This is a genomic window from Bifidobacterium sp. LH_419, from assembly GCF_056356955.1.
This window is the reverse complement of sequence record NZ_JBKEVG010000001.1, coordinates 43,779-62,802: the sequence shown is the minus strand read 5'-3', so window position 1 is coordinate 62,802 and position 19,024 is coordinate 43,779. Positions and strand designations below refer to the sequence as shown.

17 protein-coding genes and 1 tRNA gene are annotated in these 19,024 nt (G+C 67.2%); 5 read left to right on the top strand and 13 right to left on the bottom strand.

Annotation, left to right across the window (positions count from 1 at the left end; translation table 11 throughout):
• Positions 1–65: 65 nt before the first annotated feature.
• From yddG to AC1AYX_RS00250, 7 genes are all read right to left on the bottom strand, one after another.
• Complete coding sequence (yddG, locus tag AC1AYX_RS00280) at positions 66–1,001, bottom strand: aromatic amino acid DMT transporter YddG (RefSeq protein ID WP_476501625.1); 936 nt, start codon at positions 999–1,001, stop codon at positions 66–68.
• A gap of 166 nt (positions 1,002–1,167) precedes the next feature.
• Positions 1,168–2,019, bottom strand: a complete 852-nt coding sequence (gene tsf, locus AC1AYX_RS00275) for a translation elongation factor Ts (protein WP_476501624.1) — start codon at positions 2,017–2,019, stop codon at positions 1,168–1,170.
• Positions 2,020–2,150: 131 nt separating this feature from the next.
• A complete protein-coding gene (gene rpsB, locus AC1AYX_RS00270) occupies positions 2,151–2,963 on the bottom strand; it encodes a 30S ribosomal protein S2 (protein ID WP_476501623.1) in 813 nt (270 codons plus the stop codon).
• A gap of 297 nt (positions 2,964–3,260) precedes the next feature.
• Complete coding sequence (gene def, locus AC1AYX_RS00265) at positions 3,261–3,746, bottom strand: peptide deformylase (protein WP_476501622.1); 486 nt, start codon at positions 3,744–3,746, stop codon at positions 3,261–3,263.
• Between the two features lie 2 nt (positions 3,747–3,748).
• Positions 3,749–5,845 carry an AMP-dependent synthetase/ligase gene (locus AC1AYX_RS00260; protein ID WP_476501621.1) on the bottom strand — a complete coding sequence of 699 codons (2,097 nt, stop codon included), beginning with the start codon at positions 5,843–5,845 and terminating at the stop codon, positions 3,749–3,751.
• A 77-nt stretch (positions 5,846–5,922) separates the two neighbouring features.
• Positions 5,923–6,426: an Rv3235 family protein gene (locus AC1AYX_RS00255; RefSeq protein ID WP_476501620.1), complete on the bottom strand. Its 504-nt coding sequence runs from the start codon at positions 6,424–6,426 to the stop codon at positions 5,923–5,925.
• Between the two features lie 186 nt (positions 6,427–6,612).
• Positions 6,613–7,740 (bottom strand): GuaB3 family IMP dehydrogenase-related protein, encoded by a 1,128-nt coding sequence (locus AC1AYX_RS00250; RefSeq protein WP_476501619.1) that lies wholly within the window; start codon positions 7,738–7,740, stop codon positions 6,613–6,615.
• 138 nt (positions 7,741–7,878) lie between these two features.
• Here AC1AYX_RS00250 and AC1AYX_RS00245 point away from each other — a divergent pair, with 138 nt between their 5' ends.
• Positions 7,879–9,099 carry an NADP-dependent isocitrate dehydrogenase gene (locus AC1AYX_RS00245; RefSeq protein WP_476501618.1) on the top strand — a complete coding sequence of 407 codons (1,221 nt, stop codon included), beginning with the start codon at positions 7,879–7,881 and terminating at the stop codon, positions 9,097–9,099.
• Between the two features lie 96 nt (positions 9,100–9,195).
• Positions 9,196–10,854, top strand: coding sequence for a substrate-binding domain-containing protein (locus tag AC1AYX_RS00240; protein WP_476501617.1), 1,659 nt, complete (start codon positions 9,196–9,198; stop codon positions 10,852–10,854).
• Between the two features lie 90 nt (positions 10,855–10,944).
• Here the strand turns inward: AC1AYX_RS00240 and era are convergent, their stop codons facing one another.
• From era to AC1AYX_RS00210, 6 genes are all read right to left on the bottom strand, one after another.
• Positions 10,945–11,955: a GTPase Era gene (era, locus tag AC1AYX_RS00235; RefSeq protein ID WP_476501616.1), complete on the bottom strand. Its 1,011-nt coding sequence runs from the start codon at positions 11,953–11,955 to the stop codon at positions 10,945–10,947.
• Between the two features lies 1 nt (position 11,956).
• On the bottom strand, positions 11,957–13,399 hold the full coding sequence (locus tag AC1AYX_RS00230; protein WP_476501615.1) for a hemolysin family protein: 1,443 nt from the start codon (positions 13,397–13,399) through the stop codon (positions 11,957–11,959).
• A gap of 36 nt (positions 13,400–13,435) precedes the next feature.
• Complete coding sequence (ybeY, locus tag AC1AYX_RS00225; RefSeq protein ID WP_476501614.1) at positions 13,436–13,981, bottom strand: rRNA maturation RNase YbeY; 546 nt, start codon at positions 13,979–13,981, stop codon at positions 13,436–13,438.
• A complete protein-coding gene (locus AC1AYX_RS00220; RefSeq protein ID WP_476501613.1) occupies positions 13,971–15,143 on the bottom strand; it encodes a PhoH family protein in 1,173 nt (390 codons plus the stop codon). Before AC1AYX_RS00220 ends, ybeY begins: the two co-directional genes overlap by 11 nt.
• Before the next feature lie 82 nt (positions 15,144–15,225).
• On the bottom strand, positions 15,226–15,564 hold the full coding sequence (locus tag AC1AYX_RS00215; protein ID WP_476501612.1) for a histidine triad nucleotide-binding protein: 339 nt from the start codon (positions 15,562–15,564) through the stop codon (positions 15,226–15,228).
• Between the two features lie 110 nt (positions 15,565–15,674).
• Entirely contained in the window at positions 15,675–16,472 is a 798-nt protein-coding gene (locus AC1AYX_RS00210) for a 16S rRNA (uracil(1498)-N(3))-methyltransferase (RefSeq protein WP_476502013.1), read from the bottom strand.
• Positions 16,473–16,572: 100 nt separating this feature from the next.
• On the opposite strand from AC1AYX_RS00210, the gene AC1AYX_RS00205 reads away from it, so the two are divergent.
• From AC1AYX_RS00205 to glgC, 3 genes are all read left to right on the top strand, one after another.
• Positions 16,573–16,661: transfer RNA gene (locus tag AC1AYX_RS00205), tRNA-Leu, on the top strand.
• Positions 16,662–16,766: 105 nt separating this feature from the next.
• On the top strand, positions 16,767–17,633 hold the full coding sequence (locus AC1AYX_RS00200; RefSeq protein ID WP_476501611.1) for a TrmH family RNA methyltransferase: 867 nt from the start codon (positions 16,767–16,769) through the stop codon (positions 17,631–17,633).
• Between the two features lie 141 nt (positions 17,634–17,774).
• On the top strand, positions 17,775–19,022 hold the full coding sequence (gene glgC / locus AC1AYX_RS00195; RefSeq protein WP_476501610.1) for a glucose-1-phosphate adenylyltransferase: 1,248 nt from the start codon (positions 17,775–17,777) through the stop codon (positions 19,020–19,022).
• Positions 19,023–19,024: the final 2 nt, after the last annotated feature.

Here is a 19,024-nt window from a genome sequence, read left to right as displayed (position 1 = left end):
GACACCGTGCGGCCTCACCGTGTAGCGATGCGCCGGGAGCGTCCCGAGGGGGCGGTGCACGGGGTTCACCGTCCGCCGCCCAGCCGTTCCGCGATCAGGTTGAGCGCCGAACCGGCGACGACGAGCAACGCGCCGCACCAGAACGGCAGGGACAATGACAGGCCGAGGATGAGCGAGCTTGCGGCGACCGACAGCACGGGCGTCGCGTATGAGGCAACGGCGAGCGTCCTGAGGCTCCCGTGCAGGATGCCGTACCCCCAGAACGCGTATCCGCCGCCGATGACGGCGGCGCAGGCGATGACGGCGAGCCAGTCGAGCGGCCCCGGCATCGATGCCGGCAATCCCTCACCCGATGCGAGGTGGATGATCCACAGGGAGGCCGCGACCCCGGGGAAGAAGACCGATGTGCCGTCCAGCCCGCCGGACATGGCGGGGGTGATCACCGCGTAGAGGGACCATGCGAACGCGCCGAGGAAGGCGAGCAGGTACGGCAGCGGATCGGACATGATATGTCCGATCGCCGCTTCGGGACGCAACCCGCCGTTGCCGCCGACGGCCAGCGCCACGCCCGCGGTGGCGACGACGGCTCCCGGCAGCGCCCGCCGCACCGCTCCCCTGCGTCGCGGCCGGCCGATGGCGGCGGCGAGCAGCACCATGAGCGTGGGCCACAGGTAGTTGACGAGACTCACCTCGACGGACTGCTCGGCGGTGGACGCCAATCCGATGGACAGGGAGATGGAGGATTCGTAGAACACGAAGAGCGCTCCCCCGACGACCAGGTAGCGTCTGGGATAGTCGTGGAGCGGCGCGGGGCGATGGAAGACGAGCAGCAGCATGGCGCCGCTCGTGTAGATGAGCGCCGAGCCGAGCGTGGCTCCGAACGATTCGGCGACGACGCGCACCAGCCCGGTCATGAGGCTCCACACCGCGATGGCGAGGAGTCCCACGGCGGTCGCGCGCGTCGCGGGCACGTATCCATGACGTTTCTCGTCGGCATCCATATCGGTTCCCCCTCGTTTCTTCCGGTTCCTTCGGGTCCGCGGACTTTCCGGGAATACGATAGCGGCCGCGCATCACCCAGGATGCACGGCCGCCGTCATTCAGCGTGTCGCATGACCGTCAGCGGACCGTAGCGGCCGATCCGACGGAATCCGACGGGAGGGGGCCTCAGGCCTCCTCGCCCTTGCCGACCTCGACACGGGCGAAGGCCAGGGCCTTGCCGCCGACCTCTTCGAAGAGCTTGCCGACGGTCTTGGACGGATCCTTGACGAACGGCTGCTCGAGGAGGACGACCTCCTTGAAGAAGGCGTTGAGACGGCCCTCGACGATCTTCGGGACGATCTTCTCCGGCTTGCCCTCGGCGAGGGACTTCTCGGTGGCGACGCGGCGCTCGGACTCGACCACGTCGGCCGGGACGTCCTCGCGGGTCAGCCACTTGGCGCCCATCGCGGAGATCTGCAGCGCGGCCTCGTGTGCGACGGCGGCGCCGGCCTTGTCGGTGGCGATCATCGCGACGATGCTCGGCGGCATCTCGGCGGACTTCTTGTGGGCGTAGATCTCGACGTGCTCGCCGGAGATCTTCGCGAACTGGCCGACCTTGACGTGCTCGCCGAACAGGGCGGCGGCCTCCTCGATGGCCTCCTTGACGGTCTCGTCGCCGGCCTTGGCGGCCAGCAGCTCGTCGGCGTTGTCCGCGTCGGCGGCCACGGCGTAGCCGAGGATGGTGTCGGCGAACTCGACGAACTTCGGGGTCTTGGCCACGAAGTCGGTCTCGGAGTTCAGCTCGACCGCGTAGCCGGTCTCGCCTTCGGCGCCCGCGACGACCTTGGAGGCGATGGTGCCTTCCTGGGCCTTGCGGCCTTCGCGCTTGCCGGCCGCGGCGATGCCCTTGGCGCGGATGATCTCCTTGGCGCGGGCGACGTCGCCCTCGGCCTCGGTCAGGGCCTTCTTGACGTCGAGCATGCCGGCGCCGGTGTCCTCACGAACCTGCTTGATCAGAGCGGCGGTAATTGCTGCCATGAAACTTGTCTCCTTGGGATGAAAATCGATTGCGTTCCCCTATGACAGGAGGTGCAATCATCGTTGCACCTCCCATCCTAGCGGTAGGTGAACCTTCGCGGTTCACGCTCGGCGAATCCTTAAGCGGGGATTCACTCGGCCTTGGCTTCGCCTTCGGCGGCCGGGGCGGCGGTGGCGTCCTGGTTCTCCAGGAGCTCCTTCTCCCAAGCGGCCATCGGCTGCTCGGAGGCGCCCTCCTCCTTGGCGGCCTTGCCGGAACGCTCCAGCAGGCCGTCGGCGACGGCGTCGGCCATGAGGCTGGTCAGCAGCTCGATGCCGCGGATGGCGTCGTCGTTGGCCGGGATCGGGTAGTCGACGGACTCCGGGTCGGTGTTGGTGTCGACGATGGCGACGACCGGGATGCCCAGCTTGTGGGCCTCCTCGACGGCCAGCGCCTCCTTGTTGATGTCGACGACGAACATCGCGGACGGGGTGCGGCCCATGTTGCGGATGCCGCCGAGCTGCTTCTCCAGCTTGTCCTTCTCGCGCTCGAGGAGCAGCAGCTCCTTCTTGGTCAGGCCGGAGCCGTGCACGTCGGAGAAGTCCATCTCCTCGAGCTCCTTGAGGCGGTTGACGCGCTTGGAGACGGTCTGGAAGTTGGTCAGCATGCCGCCGAGCCAGCGCTCGGAGACGTACGGCATGTTCACGCGGGTGGCCTGGGTGGAGATGGCCTCCTGGGCCTGCTTCTTGGTGCCGACGAAGAGCACGGTGCCGTTGTGGGCGACGGTGGTCTTGATGAAGTCGTACGCCTTGTCGATCATCTCGAGCGACTTGAACAGGTTGATGATGTGGATGCCGTTGCGCTGGGTGAGGATGAACTGCTTCATCTTCGGGTTCCAACGACGGGTCTGGTGGCCGAAGTGCAGACCTGCCTTCAGCATTTCGCTCATCGTGATCTGAGCCATGGTGATGCTACCTTTCTTGTCGGTTATTGCCTGGTCATGCGCACCTGCGTGCAGCCCAGACCGTGTCTCCACGGGTTCGGGCCGACCGACACAGGCCGTCGCGGACATGACGCGAATTCGTCGCGCGCCGGTTGACGATATTGGGTGGTCCGGAACGGCTGCGACTCCGCTCCTCGCCGGTTGGCGCACGGTGCACAAAGATAACACACCTCATGGAAAAGGCGGCCCGCCGACGCATCGTCGCCGGCGGGCCGCCTTTTCCATGTCCGTCCGTCCCGCGTTCCCGCGGGACACGGCTCACTTCTGGTGTTCGCGCATGTACCTCAACGCCGCGCGGCGCTCCTCCTTCTCCAGACGGTCGAGGTAGACGTGGCCGTCGAGATGGTCGGTCTCGTGCTGGAGCATGCGTCCCATGAGCCCGGTCCCCTCCAGCACGATCTCCTTGCCGTCGAGGTCGATGCCGCGCACGCGGGCGTAATCGGCGCGACGCGTCTTGTACCACAGTCCGGGCACGGACAGGCAGCCCTCGTCGCCGTACTGTTCGCCGCGCGTCTCCTCGAGCACCGGGTTGAGGATGTAGCCGATCTTGCCGTCGATGTTGTAGGAGAAGGCCCTGAGACTCACGCCGATCTGGTTGGCGGACAGGCCCGCGCGCCCCGGATCGTCGACGGTCTCGAGCAGATCGTCGACCAGTCGGCGCACGGCGGGCGTGATCTCGCGGATTTCGTCGCAGGGGGTGCGCAGCACGGGGTCGGGGACGATGCGGATCTCACGGATTGCCAAGGCTAGTTCTCCTCGTTGTCGGTGGTGTCGGTGGCGTTGCGGCCGTCGGCCTGGTCGGCGGGGGAAGCGGCGTCGTCGTTCCCGTCCGCGCCGTCAGGCTGGCGCTTGATCTTCTCGGACACGGTAGCAAGCGAATCAGACACGTTCTCCCTGGCCTGCTCGTAGGCGGAGCGCAGCGTCTTCGTGTTGACGGTCTCGGACGCCTGCTTGACGGTCTCCGCGGTGCGCTTGACCGATTCGGTGGTCTTGTCGAGGATGCGCACGGTGGCGGGCAGCGGCTTGCCGGGGTTGCGGGGCGTGTAGATCTCGTGCTCGATCACGTCCTCGTAGCGCTTGAGCACCTTCGGACGCACGACCTTCATGCTCGGCGTCAGCGTGCCCGCCTCCTGGCTGAACTCCTCGTCGAGGATGGCGAACTTGCGCACCGATTCGGCGCGCGAGACGTTCGCGTTGGCCTTGTCGACGTACTGCTGGATGAACGCGCGCACCGCATCGTTCGCCGCGATCTCGGCCATCGGCGCGTCTTGGTCGAGGCCCTGGGAGGCGAGCCAGGAGCGGGTCATCTCCGGGTCGAGCTCGATGAGCGCGGAGATGAACGGCTTGCCGTCGCCGACGACGACCGCATGGTCGACGATCGGACAGGTGGCGATGGTCTCCTCCATGGGAGCCGGGCTCACGTTCTTGCCGCCGGCGGTGATGATGATGTCCTTCTTGCGTCCCGTGATGTACACGAAGCCGTCGTCGTCGATCGTGCCGAGGTCGCCGGTGCGGATCCACCCGTCGGCGGTCTTCGTCTCGGCGGTGAGCTCGGGCTGCTTGTAGTAGCCGAGGAACACGTTCGGGCCGGTGAGCAGCAGCTCGTCGCCCTCGCCCTGCTTGACGCCCATGCCGGGGCCGGGCTTGCCGACGGAACCGACCTTGTTGGCATCCTGCCAGTTGACGAGCATCGGGGCCGCGGTCTCGGTCATGCCGTAGCCTTGGATGAACGTGATGCCGTCCATGCCGTTGAAGAAGTGCGCGAGGTCCGGGTTGAGCGGGGCGCCGCCGCACGCCAGCCACGCGAGGTTGGGGCCGAGGGCGGAACGCACCGACTTGCCCACCGTGCCCATGTAGAACGAGTGCTGGATGCGGGCGATCGGCGAATGGGCCTTGCCCGCCTGCGTGTCCTTCGACCACTGGACGAAGTGTCGGTAGGCGGCGGCGAACACGCGTCCGGCGATGCCGTTGCCGGCCTTCTGCGAGGCGGCGTTGTACACCTTCTCGAACACTCGGGGCACGCCGAGCAGGTAGGTGGGCTTGAACGAGCGCAGGTCGGCGAGCAGGTGTTTGGCCCCGGGGATGTAGCCGACGACGCCGTGGCCGCCGATGGCCACGTACTGGATGTAGCGGGCGAAGCAGTGCGCCAGCGGAAGGAACAGCAGCAGGCGGTTCGGGTTGTAGAGCATGTCCTCGAGGATGATGTAGCCGTTCTTCACGATGTGCGTGAAGTTGCGGTTGGACAGCATCGCGCCCTTCGGCTTGCCGGTGGAGCCGGACGTGTAGACGATGGTCGTCATGTCGTCGGCCTTCACGCGTGCGATGGCCTCGTCGAGCTCCTCGTCGGGGACGTTCGCGCCGAAGTCGGCGACCGCGTCGAGTCCCTTCGCCTTGAAGTTGAACACGTATTCGAGGCTCTTGACCTCGTCGCGCACCTGTTCGAGGGTCTGTGCATGCGCCTGGTCGCCGGCGAAGGCGATCAGCGGCGCGGTGTCCTCGATGATCGAGGCGGCCTGGCGTTCCGAGTCGGTCTCGTAGATCGGCACGCTGACCGCGCCGATGGCCGCGCAGGCGAAGTCCGTCACGCCCCACTCGTAGCAGGTGGCCGAGTAGATGGCGACCATGGTGCCGGGACGCACGCCCAGCCCGAGCAGCCCCTTCGCCACGGCGCGCACGCGTTCCAGCATCTCGGAGGCCTTCACCGAATGCCAGCGCCGGTCGTCGTCCTGGTATTCGGCGATCTCGTCATCGGGAGCGCTCTCGGCGCGGGCGGCGAGCAGCGAGAAGATCGTGTCGCCGTCGTTGGTCACATACTCGGGGTCGGAAATATACTCACGCAACATGGACACCAGACTATACCCGGTCCGGTATCAGCCGTGCCGGCGCGGCCGCACGTCCGCGCGAGGATCCGGGACCGTCGCTATCCGATGTCGGCGACGGTGCACATCCACCGCGACCCGCGGACCTCGAATCTGAGGTTCGACCAGTAGGACTCCCCTCCGACGGACAGGTGCACGGCGAATTCGAGCGCGGTGGCGCTCACCAGCATGCCGCTGAGCGAGAGAGGCACCACCGGCAGGTAGCGCATGCGCGCCCGGTACGCGTCGTCGGCGCGCATCCTGCCGTCCATCATGTACGCCATCGTCTCCAGCTTGCCCACGCATGACGGTTCGACGGCGCGTCGCAGTATCGACGGGGACAGGCTGCCCCGCATCACGTCGGCCGCCAGGCATGCGACCCGGCAGCCGGACACGGCCATCGCGTGCATCTGCTCGTCGCTCATCGCGTCGTCGACGACCGCGACGACGCGGTACGGGACGGGTTCCGGCGACAGTTCGACGTGGACGACGCCCTCGTAGACGGGAGGCGTACGGCCATACGAGAATCCGGCTGACGGGAAGATGACGTACTGCTGCGGCTGCATGATGGGCTCCTTCGTCCGATGTCTCGCGTCCGGACCGGCGGCGGGCCGGACGTGGGGCCATCACATCATGCGAAAGGTCCCGCGTCAACAGGCGCGGGACCTTGGTGCATCACCGTGGACGACACGGTGGACAAGCGCGCACGGACGCGGCGGGGAGCTCCCTCGCCGCGCCCGTGCGCCGCCGTCTCAGCGGCGGCCGGCGTACGGCGTGACGACCACGCCGCAACGCTGGAAGTTCTTCACGTCCACGTATCCGGTGGACGCCATCGCGCGGCGCAGCGCGCCGACGAAGTTCGTGGTGCCGTCGGCCGTGTGGCTCGGCCCGAACAGGATCTGCTCGAGCGGCGCGACCGTGCCGACGTCGGTGCGGAAGCCGCGCGGCAGCGTCTGGTGGCGAGCCTCGGCGCCCCAGTGCTTGCCGCGGCCCGGCGCCTCGGTGGCGCGGGCGAGCGGCGCGCCGAGCATGACCGCGTCGGCGCCGAGGGCGAGCGCCTTGACGAAGCTGCCGGAGTCGCCCATGCCGCCGTCGGCGATGAGCTGCACGTAGCGGCCGCCCGACTCGTCCATGTAGTCGCGACGGGCCTCGGCCACGTCGGCGATGGCGGTCGCCATCGGTGCCTCGACGCCGATCGTCTGGCGCGTGGCGGACACGGCGCCGCCGCCGAAGCCGACGAGCACGCCGGCCGCGCCCGTGCGCATCAGGTGCAGGGCCGCCGTGTAGTTGGCGGCGCCGCCGACGATGACCGGGACGTCCAGATCGTAGATGAACTGCTTGAGGTTGAGCGGCTCGTGGTCCTGCGACACGTGCTCGGCGGACACGGCGGTGCCGCGGATCACGAACAGGTCGACGCCCGCCTCGACCACGGTCGAGTAGAACTGCTGGGTGCGCTGCGGGGAGAGCGCGCCGGCCACGGTGACGCCGGCGTCGCGGATCTCGTGCAGACGCTTCGTGATGAGCTCCGGCTTGATCGGCTCCGCGTAGATCTCCTGGATGCGGCGGGTCGCGCTCTCGGCCGGCAGGTCCGCGATCTCCTTCAGATACGGTTCCGGATCGTCGTAGCGGGTCCACAGACCCTCGAGGTCGAGCACGCCGAGCGCGCCGAGCTTGCCCATCGCGATCGCGGTGGCCGGGCTCGTCACCGAGTCCATCGGGGCGCCGATGACCGGCACGTCGAACTCGTAGGCGTCGACCTGCCAGGACGTGGAGACGTCCTGCGGGTCGCGCGTCCTGCGGGAGGGGACGATCGAGACGTCGTCCAGCGAGTAGGCCATGCGGCCCTTCTTGCCCAAACCGATTTCAATTTCCTGAGACATGCCTCCGAGACTAATGCGCGCGCGGGACGGCGGCGCGCGGCATACCGCCCGCCATCTCACATAATCGAACGCCCGCATGCGGCGTTACATTCCTGCGCTAGGAATGGCAATGTCTCAACCGAACTGTCAGGAGGAAGCATGGCCAGAATCAAGGTCGAAGGCAAGGTCGTCGAGCTCGACGGCGACGAGATGACGCGCGTCATCTGGAAGGACATCAAGAACCGTCTCATCCTGCCGTACCTCGACGTGGATCTCGACTACTACGATCTGGGCATCGAGAACCGCGACGCCACCGACGACCAGGTCACCATCGACGCGGCGCACGCCATCCAGCGCGAGCACGTGGGCGTCAAATGCGCGACGATCACCCCCGACGAGGCGCGCGTCAAGGAATTCGGCCTGAAGAAGATGTGGAAGTCCCCCAACGGCACGATCCGCAACATCCTCGGCGGCACCATCTTCCGCGAGCCGATCGTGATGAGCAACGTGCCGCGCCTCGTGCCCGGCTGGACCAAGCCGATCGTCGTCGCCCGCCACGCCTTCGGCGACCAGTACAAGGCCACCGACTTCAAGGTGCCGGGCGCCGGACGCCTCACCGTGACCTTCACGCCGGAGGACGGCTCCGAGCCGATCCAGCACGTGGTCTACGACTACGGCCCCGACGGCGGCGTCGCCCAGGTGCAGTACAACGTCAACGATTCGATCCGCGGCTTCGCGCGCGCCTGCTTCAACTACGGCCTCATGCGCCACTACCCCGTGTACCTGTCCACGAAGAACACGATCCTCAAGGCGTACGACGGCCAGTTCAAGGACATCTTCGCCGAGATCTACGAGACCGAATACAAGGAACGCTTCGAGGCGGAGGGCCTCACCTACGAGCACCGCCTCATCGACGACATGGTCGCCAGCTCCCTCAAGTGGCACGGCGGCTACATCTGGGCCTGCAAGAACTACGACGGCGACGTGCAGTCCGACTCCGTCGCCCAGGGCTTCGGCTCCCTCGGCCTCATGACCTCCGTGCTCATGACCCCCGACGGGCAGACCGTCGAGGCCGAGGCCGCCCACGGCACCGTCACCCGCCACTACCGCCGCTGGCTCAAGGGCGAGAAGACCTCCACGAACCCGATCGCCTCGATCTTCGCCTGGACCGGCGGCCTCAAGCACCGCGCCGACCTCGACGGCACCCCCGAGGTCCGCCACTTCGCCGAGACGCTCGAGAAGGTCATCGTCTCCACCGTCGAAGGCGGCCAGATGACCAAGGACCTCGCCATGCTCATCGGCCCCGACGAGCCGTGGCTCGACACCGAGGGCTTCATGGACGCGCTCGACGAGAACCTCGCCAGGGCGCTCGCCGACTGACGGCGGCACGCGCGGCTCCCCCAGCGGCGTATCCGCGGGGATGCTACTACAATCGACGGCAGTGCACAGCCCGCCGATCGAAAGGAATCCCGTCCCATGGCACTTCGCAGCAGCAATCCCGCGGCACGACTGATCGCCATGGCGGCGGGATTCGCCATGCTCGCGTCCTGCGCGGCGTGCGGCGCCGCGCAGGACGGTCCGACGAATGGCGCCACATCCTCCGGCGGCACCGCGACCACGTCGAAGACGTCCGCCGGCAGCGCCGTCATCTTCACGCCGTCGGACGGCATCACCATCTCCCAGCGCACGCCGCTCAACAAGTGGGCGAAGCTGACGCCCGAGATCACCGCCAAACTCGTCGACGCCGGCATGGCGAAGAAGTCGATCGAGACGAAGACCTCCTCCGACCTCGACACGCAGAGCCGTGACGTGCAGGATTGGGTCGTGGACCATATGACCGCCGCGGACGCGTCCAAGTCCGGCAAGGCGGAGGCGAAGCGCACGACGCTGATCGTCGCCCCCGCCGTCGACGTGGATTCCTCGACACGCCAGTACGGCGACTACGTCACGCAGCCGCAGTCCGAGTCCTCCTCCGACGCGTCGCGGTCCGATTCGGCGGACACGGATACGACGGACAAGACGGATACCGCCACGGATACGTCCACGGACGACCAAACGCAGGACGACGCATACTCCCGTCTCGCCTCCGCGCTCCAACTCGCGCAGGATTCCGGCATGCACGTCGTGCTGCTCGCCAACGGGGTGGATGACATCACTCCGGACGCGTTCGTGCGGTTCTCCACGGCCGAGCAGATCGGCCGCATGCAGGCGCAGAAGCTCGTCACGAAGCTCGACCTGGCCAAGGCCAGCAAGGACAATCCGAAGGCCGTCGAGGTGTTCATCCCCTACTCCGCGAACGCGAAGGACGGCGACGAGGCGACCGACGCCGTCGATGACGACGCGTTCGCGCGCGAGGCGTTCGCCGGCATGTGGCAGGTGCTGCAACCGTATTTCACGCAGGGCAAGGCGTATTCGCCCTCCGGCCTGCTCACCAAGGACACATCGGATTCCGATTGGGACGACGTGACCGTCGACGCCACCGATGAGAAGCACATCACGGCGGAGGTCGACAAGCGTCTGCCGACGAAGAAGACCGCCGACGGCACCTCGTTCACGCGCATCGACGGCGTCATCGCGATGAACGACTACGTCGCCTCCGCGGTGACCGACGAACTCGACGCGCTCGGATACACCGGTTCGGCGGCGGACGTCAACCCGCAGATCACCATCTCAGGCATCGTCGGCAACATCGCCGGCCGCAAGGACCTGCAGCGCGGCGGCGTGCCCGATCCGGCGAAGGCCCCCGAAGACGATACGGACGGCGGCCAAGGCGACGAAGCGGACGGCTCCGACACTCCCACGCAGGCCGGGACCAGCGAAGTGAACCGACGCTGGCCGATCGTCACCGGCTTCGGCGGCTACGTGGACACCCTTCCCCAGGTGGTGAACGGCAAGCAGTGGATGACCGGATTGGAGAACCGCGTCGCCCTGGCGGCCGACACGGCCGAGGTCACGGTGAGGCTCAACCGGGGCGAATCGCTCGGCAAGCTCGCCTACGTGTCGAGGAAGAAGGTCCCCGGCGCGTTGAAGAAGACGAACGTCGTGGAGGAGGAGCCGCTGGCCGTCAGCGCCTCGAACCTCAAGGCCACGCTCATCGACCCCGGCTACATCACCATGGCCGACGCCGGCCTGTGACGTTCCCGACGTTCCCCGCACCAACATCCGGATACGATGAAGGCCCGCTCCCCCTGATGGGAAGCGGGCCTTCATCGCGCGATAGAACGGCTAGAAGCCGAGACGCTCCAATTGCTTGGGATCGGACTGCCAGCTCTTGGCGACCTTGACGTGCAGGTCGAGGCGCGCCTTCTGGCCGACGATGCGGTTGACGGGGGTGCGCAGCTTCTTCTTCACGGCGGTCAGGTTCCTCGCGCCCTTGCCGATGATGATCGGCTTCTGCGAGTCGCGCTCCACGTAGATGGACACACGCACGTCCGCCTTGCCGTCGTAGGCCTCGCCGGTCTCGTTGTCCTCCGGATAGTCGATGGAGTCGACGACGACCGCCAGCGAATGCGGCAGCTCGTCGTCCAGCTGTTCGAGGAACGCGCCGCGGATGAGCTCGGCGATGGTGTCCTCGGGGCGTTCCTCGCTGATCTGCTCCTCCGGGTACATCTGCGGGCCTTCCGGCGTGTGCTCGATGAGCACCTTGCGCACCTCGTCGACGTTGTCGTGTCCGAGGGCGCTCACCGGTACGATGTCCGCGAAGTCGGCGAACCCGTCAATCTCGATGAGCTTGGCGACGAGCTGTTCGCGCGAGAGTTCGTCGATCTTGGTGACGACGGCGATCAGCGGCACCTTCCATGCGAACGTGCCGTCGTCGCGCTTCACGGCGAAGTCGGAGCGCAGACGGGACAGGATGCGCTTGTCGCCGGGGCCGATCTCCTGGTCGGCGGGCAGCAGGAACGCCACCTCGTCCACGTCGGACAGGCTTTCGTCGACGATGTCGTTGAGCCGCTGGCCGAGCAGCGTGCGCGGACGGTGGATGCCGGGCGTGTCGACGAGCACGAGCTGCGCGTTCTCGGTGGTGAGGATGCCGCGGATCGCCTTGCGCGTGGTCTCCGGACGGGACGACGTGATGGCGATGCGCTTGCCGATGAGCGCGTTGATGAGCGTGGATTTGCCGACGTTCGGCCTGCCCACGACCGCCACGAATCCGGAACGGTACGGCTGCGCCTCGCGGCGGTCCGCGCCGTCGTCCGCGGTCGTGTTCTCGTTCGTCGATACGGCGGTTTCGGTCATGTCACTCCTTGGCTTGGGTCTTCGTGTCCGCGGCCCCGCCGTCGGCGTCGTCCTCGGACGCCCCGGCCTGCCGCTCGCCGTCTCCGGCGTTGCCATCTTCCTCGCGCCCCTCGACGTGGGCGGGCTCCACCACGATGGTGGACACCTTCTTGCGTCGGCCGGCGGAATCGACGGCGGTGAGCTTCAGGCCGCGGGTCACGGCGGAGGCGCCGACGATCGGTACGCGGCCGAGCAGTTTGGTGAGCAGCCCGTAGACGGTGTCGACGTCGTCCTCGTCGATGTCGATCTCGAAGATCTCCTCCAGATCGGCGATGGGCGTACGCGCCGGCATCCGCCATTTGCGGTCGCCGATCCGCTCCGGCTCCTCGCGCTGCGTGCGGTCGTGCTCGTCCTCGAGTTCGCCGACGATCTGCTCGATGGCGTCCTCGATGGTGACGAGTCCGGCGATGCCGCCGTATTCGTCGACGACGACGGCGACGTGCTGCCGGGAGCGCTGCATCTGGTGGAACAGGTCGTCGACCGGCTTGGATTCGGGCACGAGCATCGGGTCGCGCACGATGGATTCGACCGCACGGCCGAGCGCCGCCTGGTTGAACGCGGTGGCGCGCACGGCGTCCTTGAGGTAGGCGACGCCGATGAGGTCGTCCACGTCGTCGCCGATGACAGGCACGCGGGAGAAGCCGGAACGCGAACACAGCTTGAGCATCGCCTCGAGCGTCGCGTCCCTCTCGATGCAGATCATGTCGGTGCGCGGCACCATGATCTCACGGGTCAGCGTGTCGGACAGGGTGAGCACGTTGCGCAGCATCTCGGAGACCTCGGGGTCGAAGTCGTTCGATTCGACGAGACGGTCGATGGTGGCGCGCCCCTGCTCCTGCTGGATCTTCTCCAGTTCCTCGTCGTCGGACAGCTCCTGCGCGCGGCGACGCCCCTCGCGCGCCGCGCCGAGGCGCAGGAACGGCGTGAGGCGGACGGCCGCGGCGACGAGACGGGAGTGTTCGATCATGATGTCGGCTGGCTTGATCGCGCCGGTCTCGCGCGGACGGACGAACACGCTGACCACGGCGACGACGATGGCGACGACGGCCCCGATGACGAGCGCGAGCCACACGCGGGCGTCCCACAGCCCGGCGACGATGGCGACGAGCACGCCGACGAGCACGTTGCTGGCGATGCGGAAGAACGCGCACGCGCCGGCGGTCACGTACCGGTCGGCGATGAGCCGCTGCACGCGGTGGATGCGGTCGACGCGCTTCATGCGGCTGAACTGGGTGAGCTCGCCGTCGGTCTGCGCCTCCAGCACGAGGTTGTTGAGGCTGGCGCGCGTGACCCTGCCGACCGCGCCTTCGGCGGCGGCGAGGGACAGGGACAGCCACACCATCAGCGCGGCGACGATGACGAGCGCGGCGGTGACCGCGATCAGGGTCTGTTGGGAATACTCCATCGGTGTCGTGTTTCCTTTTGTGTCGGCGGTCGGCGGTCAGTGGGTGATCTGGCGGCCGGAACCGTGCTGCGCGTCGTAGGCGGCGAGCGCGTCCTCGCTGCCGGCGGGCAGCGCGACGGGAGCGCCGAGGTCGTGGCGCACGGCGATGAACGTGAGCAGCAGCTGGCGTTGCAGGCCGAACATCTGGCGTTCCTGCTGCGGGTTCACGTGGTCGTAGCCGAGCAGGTGGAGGATGCCGTGGATGGTCAGGAGCATCATCTCCTGGAGCACGCCGTGTCCGGCGGCGGCGGCCTGCTGGGCGGCGACCCATGGGCAAATGACGATGTCGCCGAGCACGCCTTCCATCACGGTCTTGCCGTCGCCGGGGCGCAGCTCGTCCATCGGGAAGCTCATCACGTCGGTGGGTCCTTCGAGGTTCATCCAGTGCTCGTGCATCTCGGCGATGGGTTCCGGGTCGACGAACAGGATCGTCAGGTCGGACTGGGTGCTCACGCGCATCTGGTCGAGGACCCATACGCCGAGGTCGGAGAAGAGTTTCGGGTCGATGGTCCATACGGTCTCGTTGGAGACGTCAACGCTCATCGGTGTCGGTGTCCTTTCGTTCGTCCGTCGCGCCGTCCGCGGCTTCGGCGGTCATGGCCTTCGTGTCTTTCGAGCCTTTCGCCCGCGAGATGCGCCGGTGGTCGCCGTCCAGTCCCTCGTGGCGGTTGTAGGCTTCGACGATCTGGCCGACGAGGCGGTGGCGTACCACGTCCTCGGCTTTCAGGTGCACGAACGCGATGTCCTTGATGCCGCCGAGGATGCGTTCGATGGTGGCGAGACCCGAACGCGGCACGGTGAGGTCGACCTGCGTGATGTCGCCGGTGATGACCATCTTCGTGTTGAAGCCGAGGCGGGTGAGGAACATCTTCATCTGCTGTTCGGTGGTGTTCTGCGCCTCGTCGAGGATGACGTAGGCGTCGTTGAGGGTGCGTCCGCGCATGTAGGCGAGCGGCGCCACCTCGATGGTGTTGTCGTCCATGAGCCGTCTGAGCTGGTCGGCGCCGAGCATGTCGCCGAGCGCGTCGTACAGGGGGCGCAGGTACGGGTCGACCTTGTCGTTGAGGGTGCCGGGCAGGAAGCCGAGGCTCTCCCCCGCCTCGACGGCCGGGCGCGTGAGGATGATGCGGCGCACCTGACGGTCCTGGAAGGCCCGCACCGCCTTGGCGACGGCGAGGTAGGTCTTGCCGGTGCCGGCCGGGCCGATGCCGAACGTGATGGTGTGCGATTCGATGGCGGCCACGTAGGCGGCCTGTCCGGGGGTCTTGGCGCGTACCGGGTTGCCGTTCGCGTAGGTGATGACGCCGGGCACCGCGGGCCTGCGCCGTCCGCCCCCGTCGCGGCGGTTCTTCGTCGACGCGGCTTCGACGCGCTGCAGCGTCTCAATCTCGCGGCCGTGGCCGGGGTGCGTGGCGCGCGTGCGGTTGTCGAGCACGTCCTGGTCGATCATGCGCCGCACGGTGTCGGCGTCCATGGGCGCCGTGTGGGCGGCTTCGATGATCGTGTTGATGAGTTCCTCGGCCTTCGACGCATCGGTCTCGGTCTGCTTGGATCGCGAGACGATGGCCACGCGGTTGCCGCGCACGATGATCGTCAGTTCGGGGAACGCCTTCTCTATCTCGCGGATCACCTGGTCCACGGGGCCGAGCACGGCCACCGGGTCGAGCTGGGTGGGGATGGTGATGGTGCGTGTTGTGGTCGCCACGGATTCCTTTCTGGAATATGGACCGTTCCTGAAGGGTGGATGGCCCGCGCGTCCGGCGGTCCGCCGGCGCGGGCCGGTTCCGCTACTCGTCGAGCTTCTCGCCCGTCATCACGTGCGCGTGCACGTGGAAGACGGTCTGGCCGGCGTCGAGCCCGGTGTTGAACACGAGGCGGAACGCGCCATGGAAGGCGTCGTCGGCGATGTTCTGGGCGACTTCGACGATGTGCGCGAGTTCGGCGGGATCGGCAGCGGCGAGTTCGGCGACGTTCGCGTAATGCTTCTTCGGCACGACCAGCACGTGGACCTTGGCCTTGGGGTTGATGTCCTTGAAGGCGTATGTGGTGTCGTCCTCGTAGACCTTGGCGCTGGGGATATCCCCGGCGATGATCTTGCAGAACAGGCAGTCGTCCGATGCGCTCATGGTTGCTCCTTCATGCGGGCCGCGCGGTGTCGGGACGCACGGCCATGGTTTCCGCACCCAGCTTAGCGCGTCCCGTCACCCGCCTTCCATACGCCCGACGGACGTCCGCCCTACGCGAACCGTCCCAGGGCGCGGCTGAGCAGGGACAGCGCCACGGGGCCGGCGGCGGACGCCCTGAGGATGTTCGAGCCGAGCACGACGCTGTGCGCGCCGGCCTCGGTGAACGCGGCGACCTCATCCTCGCTGATGCCGCCTTCGGGGCCGACCACCACGTAGACGGTGCGGGCCTTGGCGTCCTTCAGGCAGCGGTCCATGAGTCCGGACACGAGCCCCTCCACCGACGCCCATGTGTCGGTGGCGTCCTGGTGGAGCACGATGACCAGGTCGCCGTGCACGTTGGCGCGCAGGCACATGGCGACGATCTGCTTCGAGGAGACGCACTCCCCCAATCCGGGCCGCCACGCGCGACGGGACTGCTCGGTGGCCGCGTCCAGCGTGGTCCTCCACTTGCGGTCGGTGCGGCCGGCCTTCCATTTGGCGATGGAACGGTCCGCCTGCCAGGGGATCACCTCGTCGACGCCGATCTGCGTGGCCATGTCGATGGCCTGCTCGTCATGCCCGTTCTTCGCGAGGGCCTGCACGAGCGCGAGGCGGGTCACGGGCGCGGGTTCGCGCACGAATTCGCGCACCTCGGCGACGCCGTCGTCCGGATCGTCGAGCACCGCGGTGACGCGCAGCCCCCGGCCGTCGGACAGCTGGAGCTCGTCGCCGGCCTTGAGGCGCATCGACTGCACCGCGTGCCGTCTGACCTGCGCGGGCAGCGTGAGCTTCCACCCGGCGTTGAGCTCATCCGAGTTCACGGGGACGTCGTCATGGTCGGAATCCAAGAGGAACAGGGCTTTCGTCATGACCACAAGGCTATCAGCATCATTGCGACACGCCGACGATTGCGCAAGCCCGGAAACCGTGTATTGTAATCACTCGTTGCTTCACAGCGACAACGCACCTGCCCGGGTGGCGGAATGGTAGACGCGCTAGCTTGAGGTGCTAGTGCCTATTTTTTAACGGGCGTACGGGTTCAAGTCCCGTCTCGGGCACCGTCGAAAACCCCTTGGAAACAAGGGGTTTTCTCGTATCTGCATGCATATCGTCCCCGTGTCCCCGCGATACGGCCCATCACACTCACCACAGGAGGCACCGCCATGCGCTTCGTCCATCTGGAATCCATCGACGACGAACGTGTGTCCGCCTACGTCAACCTGACGGAGATCCAGCTGCGCAATCGTCTCGAACCGGCCAAGGGCCTGTTCATCGCCGAATCCCCGAAGGTGATCGACCGGGCGCTGGCGGCGGGCCGCGAACCCATCTCCCTGCTCGTCGAGGAGCCGTGGATCGAGGGCATGGCCGCCACGTTCGACGCCATCGACGCGCGTTGGGGCGCGGACGTCCCCGTCTACGTCGCCTCCCCCGAACAGCTGAGGCGGCTCACCGGCTACCGCCTGCACCGGGGCGCGCTCGCGGCGATGCGCCGCTGGCCGCTGCCGTCCGTCGCCGACGTCTGCCGCGGCGCGCGCCGCGTGGCCGTGATGGAGAACATCGTCGACCATACGAACGTCGGCGCGCTGATGCGCTCCGCGGCCGCGCTCGACGTGGACGCCGTGCTCGTCACCCCCTCCTGCGGCGATCCCCTGTACCGTCGCGCGGCGCGCGTGTCGATGGGCACCGTCTTCCAGATCCCGTGGACGCGCATCGGCGGCGAGGACAAGCGCTACTGGCCGTTCCAGGGCATCGACGAGCTGAAGTCGCTCGGCTTCACCACCGTCGCGATGGCGCTGGAGGACGATTCGATCAGCCTGGACGAGCTCACGCGACGTCTCCACGCCGACGACGGCGACCCCGACCGCATCGACCGTCTCGCGCTCATCTTCGGCACCGAAGGCGACGGATTGTCGCGCCACACCATCGCCCGCGCCGACCTGACGGTGAAGATCCCGATGAGCCACGACGTCGACTCGCTCAACGTGGCCGCCTCCAGCGCGGTCGCCTTCTACGCCACGCGCATGCGCTGACGCGACGCGCTGGACACGATTCGGGCGTGTCGCGGTTTTTGTGCAATCATTGTCATTGTGAGTTCGGAGCGAGGAAGCCCGGACCAAACCCGAGCGCGGCGCCGAAAGGCGCTGTTGGTTGTTGAGAGGAGCAACACGACAATGGCCAAAAACAAGCAGAAGATTCTGTCGATAGTGTTGGCGGGCGGCGAGGGCACCCGACTGATGCCGTTGACTCGCGACCGCGCGAAGCCGGCCGTTCCGTTCGGCGGCGTGTTCCGCCTCATCGACTTCCCGCTGTCCAACCTGGTGAACTCCGACTACCGCCACATCGTCGTGCTCACCCAGTACAAGTCCCACTCCCTTGACCGTCACATCTCCCAGATGTGGCGCTTCTCCTCGCTGCTCGGCAACTACGTCTCCCCGGTCCCCGCGCAGCAGCGTCTCGGCAAGCACTGGTACCTCGGCTCCGCGGACGCCATCTACCAGACCATCAACATCATCGAGGACGTCCAGCCGGACATCGTCGTGATCGTCGGCGCCGACCACGTCTACCGCATGGACTTCGGCCAGATGGTCGAGCAGCACATCGAATCCGGCGCGGAGTTCACCGTGGCCGGCATCCGCCAGCCGATCGAGCAGTCCAACCAGTTCGGCGTGATCGACGTCGATCCGAACCACCCGAACCAGATCAAGAGCTTCCTGGAGAAGCCGGACACCTGCGCGGGCCTTCCGGACGACCCGAATTCGTTCCTCGCCTCCATGGGCAACTACGTGGCCAACACGGACGCCCTGTTCGACGCGCTCGCCAAGGACGAGAAGAACGAGAACACGAAGCATGACATGGGCGGCGACATCGCCCCGTACTTCGCATCCCGCGGCGAGGCCGGCGTGTACGACTTCAACTCGAACGAGATTCCGGGCTCGACGCCCACCGACCACGCCTACTGGCGCGACGTGGGTACGATCAAGCAGTTCTACGACGCGCACATGGACCTGATTGCCTACGTGCCCGAGTTCAACCTGTACAACCAGGCCTGGCCGATCTACACGAACTCCGGCACCCTGCCGCCGGCCAAGTTCGTGCACGCCGGCCGCGACCGCCTCGGCCACGCGACCGATTCGATCGTCTCCCCCGGCGTGATCGTCTCCGGCGGCGAGGTGCACCATTCCGTGCTGTCGCCGAACGTGCGCATCCACTCGTGGGCGCAGGTCGTGGACTCCGTGCTGTTCGACGGCGTCGTCGTGAACCGTCGCGCGCGCGTGTACAAGGCCATCCTCGACAAGAACGTCGTGCTCACCGAGAACTCGACGGTCGGCATCGACACCGAGCATGATCTCGCCCGTGGCTTCACCGTCACGCCCGAGGGCATCACCGTCGTGCCGAAGGGCACCGTCGTCGACGACTGACG